Annotated in this window: 9 protein-coding genes and 2 pseudogenes; 3 read left to right on the forward strand and 8 right to left on the reverse strand. The window is 69.1% G+C overall.

The window, feature by feature from the left end:
• Positions 1–364 precede the first annotated feature (364 nt).
• Positions 365–4,294: a glycoside hydrolase family 2 TIM barrel-domain containing protein gene (locus ACFYSH_RS09085; protein WP_359471724.1), complete on the forward strand. Its 3,930-nt coding sequence runs from the start codon at positions 365–367 to the stop codon at positions 4,292–4,294.
• Between the two features lie 369 nt (positions 4,295–4,663).
• Here the strand turns inward: ACFYSH_RS09085 and ACFYSH_RS09090 are convergent, their stop codons facing one another.
• The 7 genes and pseudogenes from ACFYSH_RS09090 to ACFYSH_RS09120 form a co-directional block, all read right to left on the reverse strand.
• Positions 4,664–6,688 carry a GxGYxYP domain-containing protein gene (locus tag ACFYSH_RS09090; protein ID WP_388751587.1) on the reverse strand — a complete coding sequence of 675 codons (2,025 nt, stop codon included), beginning with the start codon at positions 6,686–6,688 and terminating at the stop codon, positions 4,664–4,666.
• Between the two features lie 433 nt (positions 6,689–7,121).
• Entirely contained in the window at positions 7,122–8,336 is a 1,215-nt protein-coding gene (gene manD, locus ACFYSH_RS09095; protein WP_388751589.1) for a D-mannonate dehydratase ManD, read from the reverse strand.
• Positions 8,337–8,375: 39 nt separating this feature from the next.
• The gene (locus ACFYSH_RS09100; protein WP_359471730.1) at positions 8,376–9,230 is read right to left on the reverse strand and encodes a carbohydrate ABC transporter permease; all 855 of its coding nucleotides are present in this window, start codon (positions 9,228–9,230) and stop codon (positions 8,376–8,378) included.
• On the reverse strand, positions 9,227–10,186 hold the full coding sequence (locus ACFYSH_RS09105; RefSeq protein ID WP_359471732.1) for a sugar ABC transporter permease: 960 nt from the start codon (positions 10,184–10,186) through the stop codon (positions 9,227–9,229). The genes ACFYSH_RS09100 and ACFYSH_RS09105 overlap by 4 nt, the downstream gene beginning before the upstream one ends.
• Complete coding sequence (locus tag ACFYSH_RS09110) at positions 10,186–11,505, reverse strand: ABC transporter substrate-binding protein (protein WP_388751592.1); 1,320 nt, start codon at positions 11,503–11,505, stop codon at positions 10,186–10,188. The genes ACFYSH_RS09105 and ACFYSH_RS09110 overlap by 1 nt, the downstream gene beginning before the upstream one ends.
• 235 nt (positions 11,506–11,740) lie before the next feature.
• On the reverse strand, positions 11,741–12,556 hold the full coding sequence (locus ACFYSH_RS09115; protein WP_359471737.1) for a FadR/GntR family transcriptional regulator: 816 nt from the start codon (positions 12,554–12,556) through the stop codon (positions 11,741–11,743).
• A gap of 41 nt (positions 12,557–12,597) precedes the next feature.
• A pseudogene (locus ACFYSH_RS09120) lies at positions 12,598–12,732 on the reverse strand (LysR family transcriptional regulator); the annotation flags it as partial.
• Between ACFYSH_RS09120 and ACFYSH_RS09125 the strand changes: the two are divergent.
• Both ACFYSH_RS09125 and ACFYSH_RS09130 read left to right on the forward strand, forming a co-directional pair.
• A pseudogene (locus ACFYSH_RS09125) lies at positions 12,714–13,084 on the forward strand (EamA family transporter); the annotation flags it as partial. The pseudogenes ACFYSH_RS09120 and ACFYSH_RS09125 overlap by 19 nt on opposite strands.
• 169 nt (positions 13,085–13,253) lie before the next feature.
• Positions 13,254–16,262 (forward strand): family 16 glycoside hydrolase, encoded by a 3,009-nt coding sequence (locus ACFYSH_RS09130; RefSeq protein WP_388751594.1) that lies wholly within the window; start codon positions 13,254–13,256, stop codon positions 16,260–16,262.
• A 73-nt stretch (positions 16,263–16,335) separates the two neighbouring features.
• Here ACFYSH_RS09130 and ACFYSH_RS09135 read toward each other — a convergent pair whose 3' ends face one another.
• Positions 16,336–17,184, reverse strand: a complete 849-nt coding sequence (locus tag ACFYSH_RS09135; RefSeq protein ID WP_388751596.1) for a hypothetical protein — start codon at positions 17,182–17,184, stop codon at positions 16,336–16,338.
• Positions 17,185–17,198: the final 14 nt, after the last annotated feature.

Genomic DNA, 17,198 nt, shown 5'->3' on the forward strand with positions numbered 1-17,198 from the left:
CAGCTCGAAGGTCAACACCATGAGCGACGCCACCGGGCCCACCGATCGGTCCGGCACCGTGAGACACCATTGACACCTCCACCACCCGTCACTACCGTCGCGGCAGGATTTCGGACGCGACGCGAAATCTCGAACGTCACGAAGAGGCAACTTCCCCCGCGAGGAGCCGCATCGACATGACGACCAGCAGCGTTTCGACGGACGGCGGCGAACACAGCCACGCCGGCCGAGGCAGTCACCAGGGCAGCTCCGGGCCATGAACTCCCGTTGAGTACCGCGACGACACTGACCGGAACACGACACGCCTACGCGCCGTGCGCCGCACCGACGCACGCGGTACGGCCTTCCCTAGGGGTCAACTGCCATGCAGCACTCGTCCTCCCCGCACCAGCCGCCCCACAGCGTCAGCCGCCGCAGGCTCCTGGAGGGCGGAGCCGCAGGTTTCGGCGCGCTCGCCCTCGCCGCCCTCCCGGCCGTCGTTCCCACGGGTGCGGTCGCCGGCGCCGCCGCCACCGCCGGGGACCCGCCGGCCGGCGGCTACCCGGAGTGGAACAACAACATCGCGCTCTTCGACGTCGGTTCCGAGCCACCCCACACCACGCTCATGCCGTACGCGGACGTCGACCAGGCCCTGGCCGCTGACCGGACACGCTCCCCGTGGCGGCTCGATCTCGACGGGACATGGAAGTTCGCCTACGCCGACCGCCCCGACGACCGCGACCCCGACTTCCACCGGACCGACCTCGACGACCGGTCCTGGGACACCGTCCCCGTGCCCTCCTGCTGGCAGCTGCACGGCTACGACTTCCCGATCTACACCAACATCACGTATCCCTGGTGGGGCGCCAACGGGCAGGGCGAGGAAGCACAGCCGCCCTTCGCACCGACCCGCTACAACCCCGTCGGCCAGTACCGCCGCACGTTCACCGTTCCGCGGCAGTGGGCGGGACGGCAGGTGTTCCTGCACTTCGAAGGGGTGAAGTCCGCACACTACGTGTGGATCAACGGCAAGCCGGTGGGCTACCGCGAGGACTCCTACACCTCCGCCGAGTACGACATCACCCCCCACCTCGAACAGGGCCGTAACCAGATCGCGGTAGAGGTCTACCGCTACTCCGACGGCGACTGGATGGAGGACCAGGACATGATCCGGCTGAGCGGAATCTTCCGCTCGGTCCACCTCTTCTCCACCCCCACCGTCCACCTGCGGGACTTCAAGCTCGACACCCCCCTCGGCGACGCCTGCACGACAGCCGGACTGTCCGTCACCGCCTCCGTCCGTGGTTACGGCGACGGTGGCGGAAGGGGGACGTACACCGTCGAGACCCAGCTCTACGACTCCGACGGACACCCGGTCTGGTCCCGCCCGCTGCGCCAGACCGCCGACCTGGGGTCCGCCCCTGCGGGGAAGGACGTGACCGTACAGGCGGCCAGGACCGTGCCGGAGCCGAAGCTGTGGTCTGCCGAGCACCCGCATCTCTACACCGCCGTCCTGCGGCTGCGTGACCCGGCGGGCAAGGTGACCGAGACGCTGTCGCACCGGGTGGGCCTGCGCGAGTTCGCGCTCGTGGACGGGTTGATGTGTATCAACGGCAAGCCGGTCTCGCTGCGCGGCACGAACCGGCACGAGATGCACCCCGAGCGCGGCATGGCGCTGACCCGAGGGGACATGGTCAAGGACATCGAGACCGTCAAGCGGCTGAACATGAACACCGTCCGCACCTCCCACTATCCGAACAACCCGCTGTGGCTGGAGCTGGCCGACGAGTACGGCCTGTATCTGGTGGGGGAGACCAACCTGGAGACCCACGGGATCCGCGACGGTTACCCCGGCGACCACGCCGACTGGACCGAGGCGTGCGTCGCCCGCGCGAGGAACATGGTCCACCGGGACAAGAACCACGCCTCGGCCGTCATCTGGTCGCTCGGCAACGAGGCAGGCACGGGCTCCGCCTTCGTCGCCATGCACGACTGGATCCGCTCCTACGACGCCACCCGCGTCATCCAGTACGAGGGCGACGACCGCCCCGGCATCAGCGACATCCGCTCGGAGATGTACACGAAGCCGGCCCAGGTCGAGCAGCGTGCGAAGGACACCACCGACACCCGGCCGTTCGTCCTCATCGAGTACAGCCACGCGATGGGCAACTCGAACGGCAACTTCAAGAAGTACTGGGACCTCATCCGCCGCTTCGACGTCCTGCAGGGCGGCTGGATCTGGGACTTCGCCGACCAGGCCCTCAACTGGCCCACGCCGACGCGCAAGCTGTTCACCGAGGCCGGACCCGGTGCGGTGAGCGGCGAACTCGTCGCGCCCAGCGGTACCTTCGACCGCGACAAGGGCGTCCGAGGCGGCACTGTCTTCACCCGTGACGCAGGCCTCGACATCACCGGTTCGCTGACCCTGGAGGCCTGGGTCACCCAGGGGGTGAGCGGATTCCACCAGCCCATCCTCGCCAAGGGCGATACCCAGTACGCGCTGAAGCAGACCGACGACAGCCTGGAGTTCTTCATCCACTCCGGCGGCCGGTGGACCACCGCGAGCTGGACGCTCCCGCAGGACTGGGCCGGCACGGAGCACCACATCGCGGGCGTCTACGACGCAGAGGCGGCCGAGCTGACCCTCTACGTCGACGACGAGGCCAAGGCCGTCAAGGCCGTCACTCGGCCGCCCGGCAGCAACACGGCTCCGCTCACCCTCGCCACCGACGCGGAACACTGGACCCGGGAGTTCAGCGGCACCATCCGGCGGGCGCGCGTCTACGCCCGCGCCCTGACCGGAGCCGAACTCGCCTCCGGCTCCCGCGGCCCCGGCGACGACGGCGTACGGTTCTGGTTCGACGCCGCGGGCGTCGGCTTCGAGGAGCACCGGCCCACCGAACGGACCTTCTTCGCCTACGGCGGTGACTGGGGCGACAACCCCAACGACGGCAACTTCTCCGGTGACGGCATCGTCACCGCCGACCGCCGGCACACCGGCAAGGCCACCGAGGTCAAGCACGTCCACCAGGCGATCGGCGTGACCGCCGACAGCGGGGGTGCGGCAGCCGGGCGGATCACGGTCACCAACGAATACCTGTTCACCAACCTCCGTGAGTTCGACGGGCACTGGTCCTTGATCGCGGACGGCAGGACGGTGCAGCGTGGGAGACTCACCCGCTCACAGCTCGACATCGCCCCCCTCACCGACAAGGCGGTGACCGTCCCCGTCAGGCTGCCGGCCGACCCGGCGCCGGGCGCGGAGTACTTCCTCCACCTGTCGTTCACCACCAAGGAGCCCACGAAGTGGGCCGAGGCCGGCTTCGAGGTGGCCGGTCAGCAGCTCCCCCTCGACGTGGCCGGCCCGGCCGTGACCCCCAGGCCGCTGGACTCCGTGCCGGCGCTGAGCTACGAGGACGCGGACGACTCCGTGACCGTGACCGGCGACAACTTCTCCGTCACCGTCGACAAGGGCAGCGGCGTGATCACGTCGTACGAGGCGGGCGGCACCCGCCTGATCGCCTCCGGTCCCGCACCGAACTTCTGGCGGGCACCGACCGACAACGACGTCGGCAACGGCCAGCCGGGCCGGAACGCCACCTGGCGCTACGCGGGCAGCGACCGGAAGGTCACGGGCGTCCAGACGCGTGGACTGCGGGACCGGGCCGTCGAGATCACCGTCAGCGGCACCCTGCCCACCTCGACGGAGTCCACGTACACCACCACGTACACGGTGTTCGGCAACGGCGAGATCAAGGTCGACAACACCCTGCACCCGGGCGCGGCCGGTCTCCCGTACATCCCCGAGGTCGGCACGGTGCTCTTCCTGCCCGGACGTCTGAAGCACCTGCGCTATTACGGTCGCGGCCCGCACGAGAACTACTGGGACCGTAACAACGGCACCGACGTGGGCCTCCACTCCGACATCGTCCCCGAGAAGCGCACCCCTTACCTGCGTCCCCAGGAGAACGGCAACAGGACGGACGTGCGGTGGGTGGCGCTGACGGACGGCAGTGGCAGGGGGCTACTGGCCTCCGGCGAACCGCTGCTCGAGGTCAACGCCTCGCACTACACCCCGGAGGACCTGTCGGCGGGTGCCCGCCACGACTACCAGCTGGACCCGCGGAAAGATGTCGTACTGCGGTTGAATCACCGGCAGATGGGTGTGGGCGGTGACGACAGCTGGGGTGCGCACACGCACGACGAGTACAAGCTCTTCTCGGACAAGGACTACTCCTACACCTACCGGCTGCGCCCGCTGAGCGACCCTGACGACGCGATGGCGGCATCGCGCCGACCGACGGCGACGGAGTGACCCGACTGGCGCGGCGACGGGCCGGACAGCCCTGAAACCGAGAACGGGGGGCCGCATCGGATCCGGGACCGACGGCCCGCCATGCCCCCGACGGCCCGCCACGCCCACCCGGCGGGCCGTCGGTTCCGCATAGGCCCCGCCCGGAACGCCGTCCCGGCGTGGCGGCTCCGGTCCGGCCCTCAGACGCGGTGCGCTGCCCCAGCTGAGGCCCAGCCCGTTGCAGGTCCACTGCTGGACGTTGCCGCCCGGCGCCCGGGAGTCCTCGGCCACGTCGCGGCACTGGCCGCACATGCCAGTCCTGGGCCGACCGGGCATCGCGGTGCCACTGCCGGACCTACCGCAGCCGCAGATCGTTTCGTCGAGGATTCTTCAGGGCCGAGCGCCTTGTTCCGCCCGCGTCATCAGGTCGAAGAACGTGTCGCCACGGACGACTTCGAACGGCTCGCCGAGCAGGTCGCGGAGTTCGGCGATGTCACCAGGTGTCCAGCTCCAGGCGTTGACGGCGCCGGCGATGAACAGGGGCGCGGTGCGGTCCCAGCCCTCGATGTGCCGCAGCAACGCGTCCCGGTACTCCGGGGCTTTCCCCTGCGGGAAGAAGTTACCGATGACGGGCGTGCCGGCCGGGCGGATCCTCAGGTCTCCGGTCTCCCAGGACTGGATGATGCCGCGTACCGGGGTGTTCTCCCGGTAGGAGCGGACGACGCGCTCATCGAACGGGATCCATCCGTCACCTGTCGCATTGCGGGGGTTGTACGCGTAGACCAGGTCCATGCCGGTCCGGCGCAGGAAGCGTCCGGTGAGTGCGGTGTACGCGTCCAAGGCGCCCTCGGGCCACGAGCCGGGGTAGGTGTAGCCGGCGCCCGAGGGGCCCGCGATCAGCAGGTCGTTGGCGGTGGCGGTCTGCTGGTAGTACGCCAGCAGCGCGGGTCCGATGTCCGCGAGCAGCGGGCTGACGGTCCAGTTGACCGGCACGCTACCCCTCTTCGGGTCGTCCCAGATACCGCGCATACGGCGCTGGCAGTACTGGATGTTGTCTCCTTCGCCGACGGTGAGAGTGAGGTAGACGCGGTTGCGGAGCGCGACCGACGGTCTCGGCGGGACCTTGCCGGAGATTCTCGCGGGGACGCCGGCGTGCACGGTGCCGTTCATGTAGTAGTCGGCGGGCACCACTTCGATGCCGTGCCGGGAGGCTCGCTCGACGCCTCCCCACTCACCGGCCACGTCGTCGGAGAACCAGCCGACGTAGGGGGTGGTGTGCGCGAGCCGGCTGAAGATCTCGTCGAGGAGCGCCCCCTCCTCACCCGACGGAGGCAGCCAGACGACCATGGCCCGGCTCGCGACGGCGTAGTCCCGGAAGTAGGGGAACGGCTCGACCCTGGTGGGCGCCGTGGTGGTGGCGGAGACGAGATACTGGTTCCACAGCTCGACCTCGACCAGGAGTCGCTGCGTGCCGGCCGGCAGGGTGAAGTGATAGATGAAGTACCCGTCGCCATCGCAGAACCGGTTGGCGTCCCCGCCGATGGAGGAGTTGGAGCCGTCGAAGAGGTACGGCACCTCGGCGGCGGTGCCGGGAGCGAAGGAGGCGATCACCTCGTCACCGTCGGCCTTCGCCCTCACCGAACCGACCGAAGCGCCCCAGCCGTCGTCGCCGAACGCATCCTGGAAGCGCAGGTAGACGCCGCCCCCGCCGGCGGCTTCCGCGCTCAGATCGAAGGTGCGGACTCGTCGGTTCGACGAGTCGCGGATGCGTTCGGTCTCGCGTGCGATCTCGCGCCAGCGCACGTTGTCCGCACGTACCGTCCGGGTGGGCGGCAGCCCGGCCAGCAGGGTGGGGGCGCAGCGCGGGAGGAGGTGCTCCAGTTGCCAGCGGTACGTGGCGAGCACGTCGTCCGCGTCGAAGCGGCCCCGCAGATCGAAGACGGTCTTCAGGCGGTGCTCACGCGCCTGTGCGGCGGTGGCGGCGACGGCGTTCTCGAGGCCGGCCAAGGTGGTCGCCACGTTCACCGAGTCAGGGACCTCGGGGTCGTGCAGGATGGCGCCGCGTGTCTCGTTCCGATAGCGGGCGACGAGATTCATCGCGCTGTCGTGGCGGGTGACCGAGGCGCCGGTGCCGGGCAGCCAGCGGAAGTCGACGTCGCTGCCGTCGAAGTTGAAGTAGAGGCGTGGACGACGGCGGTTGACGACGCCCTGAAGGGTCGTCAGCAGTAGTTGGTCGTCCCCGTCGAGAGCGCTGATGTCAGCGACGTCGAGGCGGTGGGGCCGGCCGAAGGACGGCAGGAGAGGCACTGCGGTGCCGTCCTCCGCCGCGCGTGCCCGCTCGGGCAGGGTCATTCCGAGCCCGCCGGCCGTGAGAGCTGCTCCGCCTGCCTGCAGAAGGGTTCTTCGGGACACCATCGGCGATCACTGCTCCTTGGGAGAGGCGGCGTGACATCGTTGTCAGAGTCAGGTAATCGCTGAACGTAGCGGCAGATGCGGGGCGCTGTCCATGGTGCGCGCAGGAGACCCCGCCCGACCAGGCGCTCGTGAACGGTCTCGTGCAACCCGGTGCCGATCCCGACGAGGAGGGGCCGGACGCCTCGCACGCCCGCCGGGACCGAGTCCGACGAGAACAGCACCGCCCGAGGTGCGTTACAGCGTGCCGGCTCCCGCGATCGCTCCCGACGTGTCGTCGCTCATCAGTGACTTCAGATTCTCGACAGGACAGCGGGGGCGGGGCGGTCTGTCACCACTGTTCGTGACCCCTGTCATGGACGTCCCGTGACAGGGCCGGCCGCCCCCGCTGCCCACTCCTCCCCACGCCGAGCGCTGTCCGCCCGTCCCGGCGCGGTCACCAGTCGTGGACCGTCCCGTCCTGCAACCGGTTGACCGGGAGGTACGCCGCTTCGTAGGGGTGTGCGGCTGCCAGGTCCTCGTCCAGGTCCACCCCGATCCCCGGCGCTTCGCCCGGATGCAGGTGGCCGTCCGTGAAGGTGTACGCGTGGCGGAACACCTCCTCGGTGAGCGGGGTGTGGCCCGAGTACTCCTGGATCCCGAAATTGTGCACGGCGAGGTCGAGATGGACGGCGGCTGCCATGCCGACCGGGGAGATGTCTTCCGGCCCGTGGATCGCGCTCTTGATCTGGTACTGCGCGGCGAAGTCGAAGAGCTTGCGCAGCGGAGTGACACCTCCGAAGTGCGTGACAGCGGAACGTGCGTAGTCGATCAACTGCTCGGTGATCAGGGTCTGGTAGTCGTACACCGTGTTGAATACCTCGCCGACGGCCAGCGGCGTGGTGGTGTGGCGGCGGACCGTGCGCAGAGCCTCCTGGTTCTCCGCCGGCGTGCAGTCCTCGAGCCAGAAGAGGCGGTAGGGCTCCAGGTCCTTGCCGAGGCGGGCGGCCTGGAGAGGGGTGAGCCGGTGGTGTGCGTCGTGCAGGAGGGGCAGTTCGGGTCCGAACTCGGCGCGTACGGCTTCCAGAACGGCCGGCACGTGACGCAGATAGGCCTCGGTGTCCCAGTCCTCCACCAGCGGCCGGACCTGCTGGTGCAGCACGGGGGAACCGCTGTCGTCCGTGGTCGACACGCCGTAGACCGCCTTGAGACCCGGAATACCGGACTGCACACGTACGGCGGGGTAGCCCTCGGCGAGGCGGGCCCGGACGGAATCGAGGAGCTCGGGGATGTCACGGCCGTTGGCATGGCCGTAGGTCCTCACGCGGTCCCGGCTCGCGCCACCGAGAAGCTGGTACAGGGGGAGTCCGGCGGCCTTCGCCTTGATGTCCCACAGGGCGACGTCGACGGCGGCGATCGCCGCCATCGTCACCGGTCCGCGCCGCCAGTAGGCACCTCGGTACAGGTACTGCCAGGTGTCCTCGACGCGGTGCGGGTCGAGGCCGATGAGGAGGGGTACGACGTGGTCCTCGAGATAGCTGACCACGGCCAGTTCGCGGCCGTTGAGCGTGGCGTCGCCGAGGCCGGTGAGTCCCTCGTCGGTCGTCAGTCTGAGGGTGACGAAGTTGCGTCCGGGGCTGGTGACGAGGACCTTGGCGTCGACAATTTTCATGCGGGTACTTTCTTTCCGAATACGGTGCTGGGGGATTGTTCAGCCCTTGGTGGCGCCCGAGGTCAAGCCGGCCACCAGGTATTTCTGCCCGAGGACGGCGGCCAGGACGACGGGGACGGTGATGAGCGTCGCGGCGGCCATCAGACCGCCCCAGTCGGTGCTCGCGTACGAGATGAAGTTGAAGAGGGTCACCGGCACGGTCTGGGTGCGGTCATCGGCGAAGATCAGCGCGAACATGAAGTTGTTCCAGCTGAAGACGAAGGCGAGCAGCGAGGCTGTCGCCGTCCCGGGGGCCGCGAGGGGCAGCGCGATGCGCCAGAAGGCGCCGAAGGCGCTCAGTCCGTCCGTGCGCGCGGCTTCCTCCAGTTCGACCGGCAGGCCGGCGAAGAAGCTGATCATGATCCACATGATGAGCGGGACCGAGACGAACATCTGACTGAGGATCAGCACGGTGTAGGAGCCGACGAGGCCCATCTGTGCGAACAGGTAGTACCAGGGAACGAGGAGCGAGATCGCCGGGACGATGCGCGCGACCAGGACCAGCGAACCGGTGCGGTGCATGTCGAACCGTCCGACCGCCCAGGCGGCGGGCACCGCGATCACGGCGGAGAGCACGGTGGAGACCACACCGACCAGCAGTGAGTTGCCCATGGACCGCAGGATCTGCCCGGCCTCCACGATGTTCCGGAAGTTCTCGAGGGTCGGGCTGAACCACAGGCCCACGGACGGGTCGGTCACCTGGACGTTGGTCTTGAAGGCGGCGGCGAACATCCATACCAGGGGCAGCGCGAAGACGAGCGTCACGAGGGCGATCGCTGTGCCACGCAGCCATGAGCGGGCGGCGCGTCGGCGCAGGTGCGCCTGGACGGGTACGGGAGTGACGGTGGCGCTCATGCGGTCTTCCTTCCGCTCCGGCGGCGCAGCAGCACCACGACGCCGATGATGAAGAGCGTGAACAGGACCAGGACGGCGGCGGCCAGGCCGTACTCCTGGTAGTCGAAGGTGAGTCCGTAGGCGTAGACGTTCAGGGTCTCCACCTCGAAGTCCGAGCCGCCGCCCGCACCCTTGGTGGCGTAGAGGATGTCGAAGGTCTTGAGGGCGTCCACGGCACGCAGTACGAGGGCGGTGGCGAGGGTCGGGCCGAGCATGGGCAGCACGATGTGCCGGAACCGCTGCCAGCTGTTCGCCCCGTCCACGCGTGCCGCCTCTTCCGGTTCCTCGGGCAGCGTGGTCAGCCCGGCGAGCAGCAGCAAGGTCATCATGGGCGTCCACTGCCATACGTCGATGAGCATCAGGGTCGGCAACGACTGGCTGACGGAGCCGAGGAACTCCTGGCGGGGGAGCCCGACCCCGGCGAGGAGGTGGTTGGCTATGCCGTTGGTGGGGTCGAGGATCAGCAGCCAGAGGATGCCGATCGCCACGGGAGTGGTGAGCAACGGGATGATCAGAACCGTACGCACCCACCGCATGCCCCGGAACGGTTTGCGCATGAGCATGGCGAGGGCGAGACCGAGCACCGTCTCGAGGATCACCGCCCCGACCGTGAAGACCACGGTCCGCTGCGCGGCCGGCCAGAAGCGGCGGGTGTCCCCGAGTGCGTCGGTGAAGTTCTGCACGCCGACATGTTCCTTGCCCGCGTTGACGGCGCCGAAGGCGTCGGTCAGGCTCAGGTTGACGGTGTAGACCAGCGGGAAGACGATCATCAGGCCCACGAACAGCAGCGCCGGAGCCAGCATCGTCCACTTCAGCCGCCGGTTGGCCTGTTCGAAGGTGCGGGAACGGCGCGTGGGGGCCGGATCCCTGCCCGACGAGGCAGCCGGGCGGGCGGGGGAGACCTCGGTGGTGGACATCAGGACTCCTTGTGGCGGTTGTCGCGAACGAGGAAATCGGCGAACTCCGCATGGGCGTCACGCGCAACCGGACGTACGTCGTCACCGAGGATGCCCGCGACCAGCGGCTGCCCGACGATGTCCCGGGCCCGGCCGACCTGCAGGACACGGGGCCTGTCGTAGCCCAGGCCCCGCTCCGCGTTGAGTCGCATGGCCTCGGCGAGATCCGGCGGGAAGGACTTCAGGGATGTGGGGTCGGACCACACCGAGCTGCGGGCGCCGGGGATGCCGTCCTTCTGCAGGGCGGCGGTCATCTCGGGACTCGCGGCCCACCTGATGAACTCCCAGGCGTCGTCGCGCAGCAGACTGAAGGTGCTGATGCCGAGGCTCCAGGACGGGATGTTGTGCGGCCTGGAGCCGGCCGGTCCGGCCGGGAAGGGTGCGAAGCCGACGGTCTCGCGCACGGTCGACACCTGAGGATCGAGCATGCTGCTGTAGATCGCGTCGGCGTCGATGTAGAAGGCGGCCTTGCCCTGCGCGAAGATCGGCATGGCTTGTTCGAGGCTCATGTTGGTGGCGCCGGGCGGGCCCGTCCTCGCCAGAAGTCCGCCGTAGTACTCGTACGCGGCGAGGGCCTCGGGCGAGCCGATGCCGGACTTGCCCCGCACCACGAAGTCCCCGCCGTGCGAGTACAGGAAACTCGACCACTGGGATACGGCGCCACTGCGTTGGCCTCGGCCGACGAAGCCGTACAGGCCCTTCTTCCTGTCGGTGAGTTCCTGGGCGGCCGCCATCAGCTCGGCCAGGGTGCGCGGCGGTCCGCCGAGGTCCTCCACGAGGTCCTTGCGGTAGTACAGCGCGGGGCGTTCGGTCACCACGGGGACGCTCAGTACCTTGCCCGCCGTCGACGAGGCCTCGCGCGGCGCCTTCTGGAAGTCCGGCCAGGCGAACTCCTCGTCACGGGAGACGCGGTCGCTCAGATCGGCCAGCCAGCCGTTGTGCGCGAAGAGGAGCTGCTCCTGGAGCGCACGGACCATCATGACGTCCACGTCGGTGCCCGAGGCGTTGAGCTTGACGTTGTAACTGCTCGCCAGTTGGTCCGCGGTGAGCAGGGTCATGGAGACCCGTCGGCCGATGCGCTCCTCGAACTCCTTCGTCCGGCGCCGGATCGCCTGGGACCAGACGTGATTGATCGCCATGATCCGCAGCGGGGTGCCGGCGGAGGGCCGCTCGCTCCTGGTCGTACACGCGCCGAGGGCCGCCATCCCCGCGGTGCCCGCGGCTCCTGCCGCCAGCCTGCCGAAGGAGCGCCGGCTGAGGAGCTTGCTGCTCGTGGACATCATTGTCCTCGCCTCTCTGTGCTGTCGTGCGTCTCGCTCACCTGCGACCCCTGGCCGCCGCGGGAGTATCCGTGCTCTGGTCCAACTGGTAGGACCAGTTGGACCAGAGGGACGTTAGCAGGAGTGCGGCGTACCGAACAGCCCCTTCACGGGCCGAATTCGTCGAAGCGCGCGGTCGGCCTCGCCGAGACGTGGAGCCGGGCACGCGTCACGTCCGGGGCGGCGGTCCGAGGAGCTACTCGCCCGTCCTGCCGGTGCCGGACCGGTCCCCGGTCTCGTCCAGCAGCGCTTCGATGTGGTTGCGCGCCATGATGTCGACCTGGACGTCGAGATCCTTGCCGTAGGTGCGCAGACCGAGCATCAGGTGCTCCCGCATCCGCGCACAGGCCAGTTCCGTGTCCCGTGCCTCGATCGCCTCGAAGATCTCCGGGTGATGCGGGACTCCCGGCTCGCCGATCGAAGGGTCGGAGTTGGAGCGGAGCATCATCTCGAACATCATCCCGCTGATCGACGAGAGCATGATCCTCAGCACCGGGTTCTTGCTCGCCTCGGCGACGGCGTCATGGAAAGCCATGTCGGCCCGGGCCTTGACGACGACGTCGCTCGCCGCCTCGAGGGCATCCCGTGCGGACCGCATCGCCTCGATGTCCTCGTCCGTGGCGTGCTCGGTCGCCAGGCGCACCGTTTCGACCTCGAGCGGCAGCCGAGCTTCGATCAGCTGCCGGACGGTGGGGCGCCCGGCCCGGTACAACGCGTCGTACCCCCTGGCCTGCCCGGAGGTCTGCTCGCGCACGAACGAACCGCGGCCCGGAGCGACCTCGATCAGGTGCTGCGCCTCGAGTCGTCGCAGAACCTCGCGCACGACGTTCCTGCTCGCGCCGAACTGGGCGGCGAGTTCGCGCTCCGAGGGGAGCTTCGTCCCGACGGGGATGACACCGGAACGGATGTCGTGCTCGAGTTCCCGCGCGATCCGTTCCGTCAGAAGCCCACGCTGGGCGGGAGCCGCGGCTTGGCCGGACCGCGCGGAAGGGGAGGAGGCGGACGGCTGCATCCGAGCAGCGTACAGGCTGGTCCGGGGCGGTACGGCGGCGGCCGAAATTCGGTGGTGTGACGGCCGAAGGCGGACCAGGCGTGGCCGATGTGCAGGCGGGTATGACCCGTGGTGGTCTCCCGTACGAGCTCGTCCGCGCCGGCGAGCAGGACGCGGGCGCGTGCCAGGGCCTGTACTGGGTTCCGCCGCGGCGGCAGCCGTCTCCGGCGTCCTCTACCTGCCCATCGGTGTGTGGATGCTCCGGCACCACCCGCACACCCCCGCCGCGCCGGGCTGCGCCCTGGCAGCGGGGGTGCTCTCCCCGGCGGTGCCGTTCCCGGCCGACCTGCTCGCCCTGTGCCGCGTCCGGCGCACTTCTTCGGCGTGTTCATGAGCGTCAACCCGGTCTTCGCGGCCCTGGTCGGTCTCGCCCACCTCGGCCAACACCTCGATGCCCTCGCCTGGTTCGCCATCGCGGTGATCGTCGGCGCGAACACCGCCGCTGTCTCCACCACCCCTGGGCATCGGCGTGAGGTGACCCAGGTGTGACCGGCGCTGTCAAGGGGACGCGACGGCCAAGGCCTGACTTTGAACTCGCAGATGACAAAGTATGGACTTCTTCAGCAGAAGCCCCCTAGCGTGGCGGCGCAACCAGGCCTGTTGCTCTTTCGCGGATCCGTACAGCCCGACCGGAGTGCCACCCCGTTCTGGAGGACCGATGCATCCACGGTTGTTCCCACGTGCCCGAAGACACCTCGCTGCCCTGCTCGTCGGAGGATTCCTCGCAGGAGGCGTCTGGGTCGCCCCTCCGGCCGCCGCCGCACCCGACGACATCCCGCCCCAGGAACCGGGTGTCACCCTGCGCGTCTTCGACACCCAGGTGCCACTCAGCAAGCTGTGCACGCTCAAGCCGGGCCAGACCCCGAACCACGACAAGCTGATGTCGACCGTGGACTGGTCGACGGTGGACGACTTCGGCGGCTTCGCGGACAACTTCGTCGCCGAGGCCTCCGGCTACCTGGTGGTCCCCGCCGGCGGGACGTACACCTTCCGCCTCAACAGCGACGACGGCTCGCGGCTCACCATCGACGACCAGGAGGTCATCGACCACGACGGGCTGCACGGCGCCGAGCCCAAGGACGGATCCGTCCAACTCGACGCAGGCACACACCCGTTCCGCGTCGACTACTTCGAGCGCGGTGGCGAACAGCAACTGACGCTGTCGTGGAGGCCGCCGGGCGCCGACGGTTTCAGCGTCGTACCGAACGAGGCCCTGAGCACCGACGCCGGGGTCGTCCGGGTCACCGCGCCGGGCCGCAAGGAGTGCGAGTCCGGGACCGACAGCCCCGGCGACGGTCTGCCGCTCGCCGGTGTACGCCCCGACCTCGACCTCACCGACCTGCGCCCGGACGGATTCGAACCCCAGGTCACCGGGATGGACTGGCTACCGGACGGACGTCTGGCACTCTCCACCTGGGGCGGCACGGACAACGTGACCGGCGAGGTGTACCTCCTCGACCACGTCACGGGTGACACCAGCCGCGACAAGGTGACGGTGAAGAAGGTCGCCGAGGGCCTGCGTGAGCCGATGGGCATCAAGTACGTCGACGGGTCGCTGTACGTCTCGCAGAAGCATGAGCTGACACAACTCGTGGACACGGACAAGGACTTCGTCACCGACGAGTACCGCACGGTCGCCACCTGGCCGTACAGCGGGAACTTCCACGAGTTCGCCTTCGGGCTTCTCTACCGGGACGGTCACTTCTACGTGAACCTGTCCGTCGCCATCAACTACGGAGGTGCGACGACCACTCCGCAGCCGGCGCCGGGCCGTGGCACGACGTACAAGATCAACAAGAGGACGGGCAAGATCCATCCGGTCGCGGGCGGTCTCCGGACCCCGAACGGGATCGGCTGGGGTCCCGGTGGTGACATCTTCACCACCGACAACCAGGGCGGCTGGCTGCCCGCGTCGAAGCTCGTCCAGATCAAGCAGGACCGCTTCTTCAACCACTACACGGAGCCGTCGGGCCCGTTCGACAACCGGCCCGTCACCCAGCCGGTGGTCTGGTTGCCCCAGAACGAGATCGGCAACTCCCCCAGCACGCCACTGCATCTGAAGAAGGGCAGCTTCGCAGGCCAGATGCTGATCGGCGACGTCACCTACGGTGGCCTCCAGAGGGCCTACCTCGAAAAGGTGAAGGGCCAGTACCAGGGTGCCGTCTTCCGCTACACGCAGGGACTCGAAGCAGGCGTCAACCGCATCACCATGGGACCCGACGGTGCGATATACGCGGGCGGACTCGGCGCCGACGGAAACTGGGGCCAGGAAGGCAAGCTGAAGTTCGGCCTGCAGAAACTCACGCCCAACGGCGGCAACACCTTCGACGTCAAGGAGATGCGTGCCGTTCCGGGCGGCTTCGACCTGGAGTACACGCAACCGGTGTCGGAAGCCACCGCGTCGGAGCTGACGTCCCGTTACCAGGCGGAGCAGTGGCGCTACACCCCGACGTCCGACTACGGAGGCCCGAAGATCGCCGAGGAGCGGCTCGCCGTGCGCTCGGCGACCCTGGCCGACGACGGCCGCACCGTGCGGCTGCGGCTCGACGGCCTCAAGCCCGGCAGGGTCGTACACCTCCGCGCACCGCGGCCGTTCGCGTCCGCGTCCGGCGAGGCGCTGTGGAGCACGGAGGCCTGGTACACGCTCAACGCCCTGCCGGGCAAGCAGCTCCCGCCCGCCACGCTGTACGAGGCGGAGGAGGCGCGGCTCACCGGGACGGCCGGTGTCCACACCGACCACACCGGCTACTCGGGCAGCGGCTTCGTCGACCGCTACAACACGGAGGGCAAGGCCGCCACGACCTTCGACGTGACCGTCCCCAAGGCCGGCGACTACGACGTGAACCTGCGCTACTCCAACGGCCCCGACCCCTTCCGGGGGACCAAGAACCTCTCCCTCCACGTCAACGGGAAGAAGCTGGGACAGACCGCACTCGCCTCGACCGGCACCTGGGACGACTGGTCGACCAAGACCGAACGGATCCGGCTGAAGGCGGGGCCCAACACGCTCTCCTACCGCTTCGACGCGGGCGACACCGGGCATGTCAATCTCGACCTGATCACCGTGCGGCCGCACGGTGCCCCCGTCGCCCTCTTCGACGGCACCGCAGACTCCCAGGGGCAGTGGCAGCACACGGACGGGAGGCGCCTCGAATGGCCGCTGTCGGCCGAGCGGTCCATGGAAGTGTGCTGCGGTGACATCCGCACCAAGGACGCCTACCAGGACTTCAAGCTGCAACTGGAGTTCCGGGTGCCACGGTTGCCGGACGACGTGACCGGCCAGAACCGCGGCAACAGCGGCATCTATCTCCAGGACCGCTACGAGCTCCAGATCCTCGATTCGTTCGGCGACACCACCCCCGCCACGAACGAGGCCGGAGCGATCTACGAGAAGAAGGCACCGGACGTCAACGCGGCCACGGCCCCGGAGACCTGGCAGAAGTACGACATCACCTTCCGCGCCGCGCGCTTCGACGACAGCGGCCGCAAGACCGCCGACGCGCGGGTGACCGTGGTGTGGAACGGCCAGAAGGTCCACGACGACGTCGCGATCGACGGACCGACCGGCGCGGGCAGGCAGGAAGGCCCTTCGGCCGGAGCCATCCGTCTCCAGGACCATGGGAACACGGTGCGGTTCCGTAACATCCGGATCGAACCGCTGAGCTGAGACCCGGGCTCCGCCGGCGACGGGGTGCACCTGCGATCCGCAGGTGCACCCCGTCGTTCCGCAGAGGCGGGCGTCACTCGGGCACGGTCTCCGACGCGCGCCAAGCCGTCGCGAGTCCGTCCAGCCACGCCGGGGGCAGTTCGGCGAGCTCCCATTCCGCCCGGAGAGCGGTCGGTGTGGCGGTGAGGCGTTCGAGCACGGCGATGCTGGTGGGCGAGTGGAGCAGGGAGTGGCGGCCGTGGACGGCGATCCGGCTGCGCGGACCGAACCGGGCGTACAGCTCGGCCAGGCGCCGGCGATGGGATTCGGTGAACCGCTGCAGCTGTCCGGCATAGCCGACCCGGCGCACGAGGCCCATCGTGCCGAGCACGGCTGTGAGGACCTCGTCCGACACCTCGGGGTCGAGGTCCGAGGAGTCACTGAAGGTGAGGTAGAGCGGCATCACGGCGACCTTCGCCCGCTCCACGTCCACCCTTCCGACGGGATGGCGGCCCCGCGCGGCATCCGCCGCCGAGCCGGGCGTTGCCTGGCCGAGGGCACGCTCACGTGCTCGCTCGGCGACGCGGCCGAGCGCGTCGCCGACGGCCCGTGCGCCGTCGTGCCAGCCGGTGCCGTACGGCTCCCCGCTCCCGGCCGGCTCACCCGCGGCTTTCCCGGCCTCACTGTGCGCGTCGGCGATCGCACCGGCCTCCACGATCGCGATCAGTTCCTCGGCTTCGTCGCGGAGCATTCCCGCACGGCCCAGGAGTTCGAAGAGGGTTTCCTTCGCGTTCAGGATGCTGGCGGAGTCCAGCGGGTGCCGGCCCGTTTCGGCGCTGTTGATCGTGTCCTCCTCGTCGGCCTTGGTCTCTGCAGCCTTCCACCGGCAGCTGCCGCCGCCCGGCTTCCCAAGTCTCCACGATTCGACCGGTCGTCGCCGCAACCGGGGCCGTTCCC

The sequence above is a fragment of the Streptomyces sp. NPDC005791 genome (assembly GCF_042871485.1).
Taxonomy (GTDB): domain Bacteria; phylum Actinomycetota; class Actinomycetes; order Streptomycetales; family Streptomycetaceae; genus Streptomyces.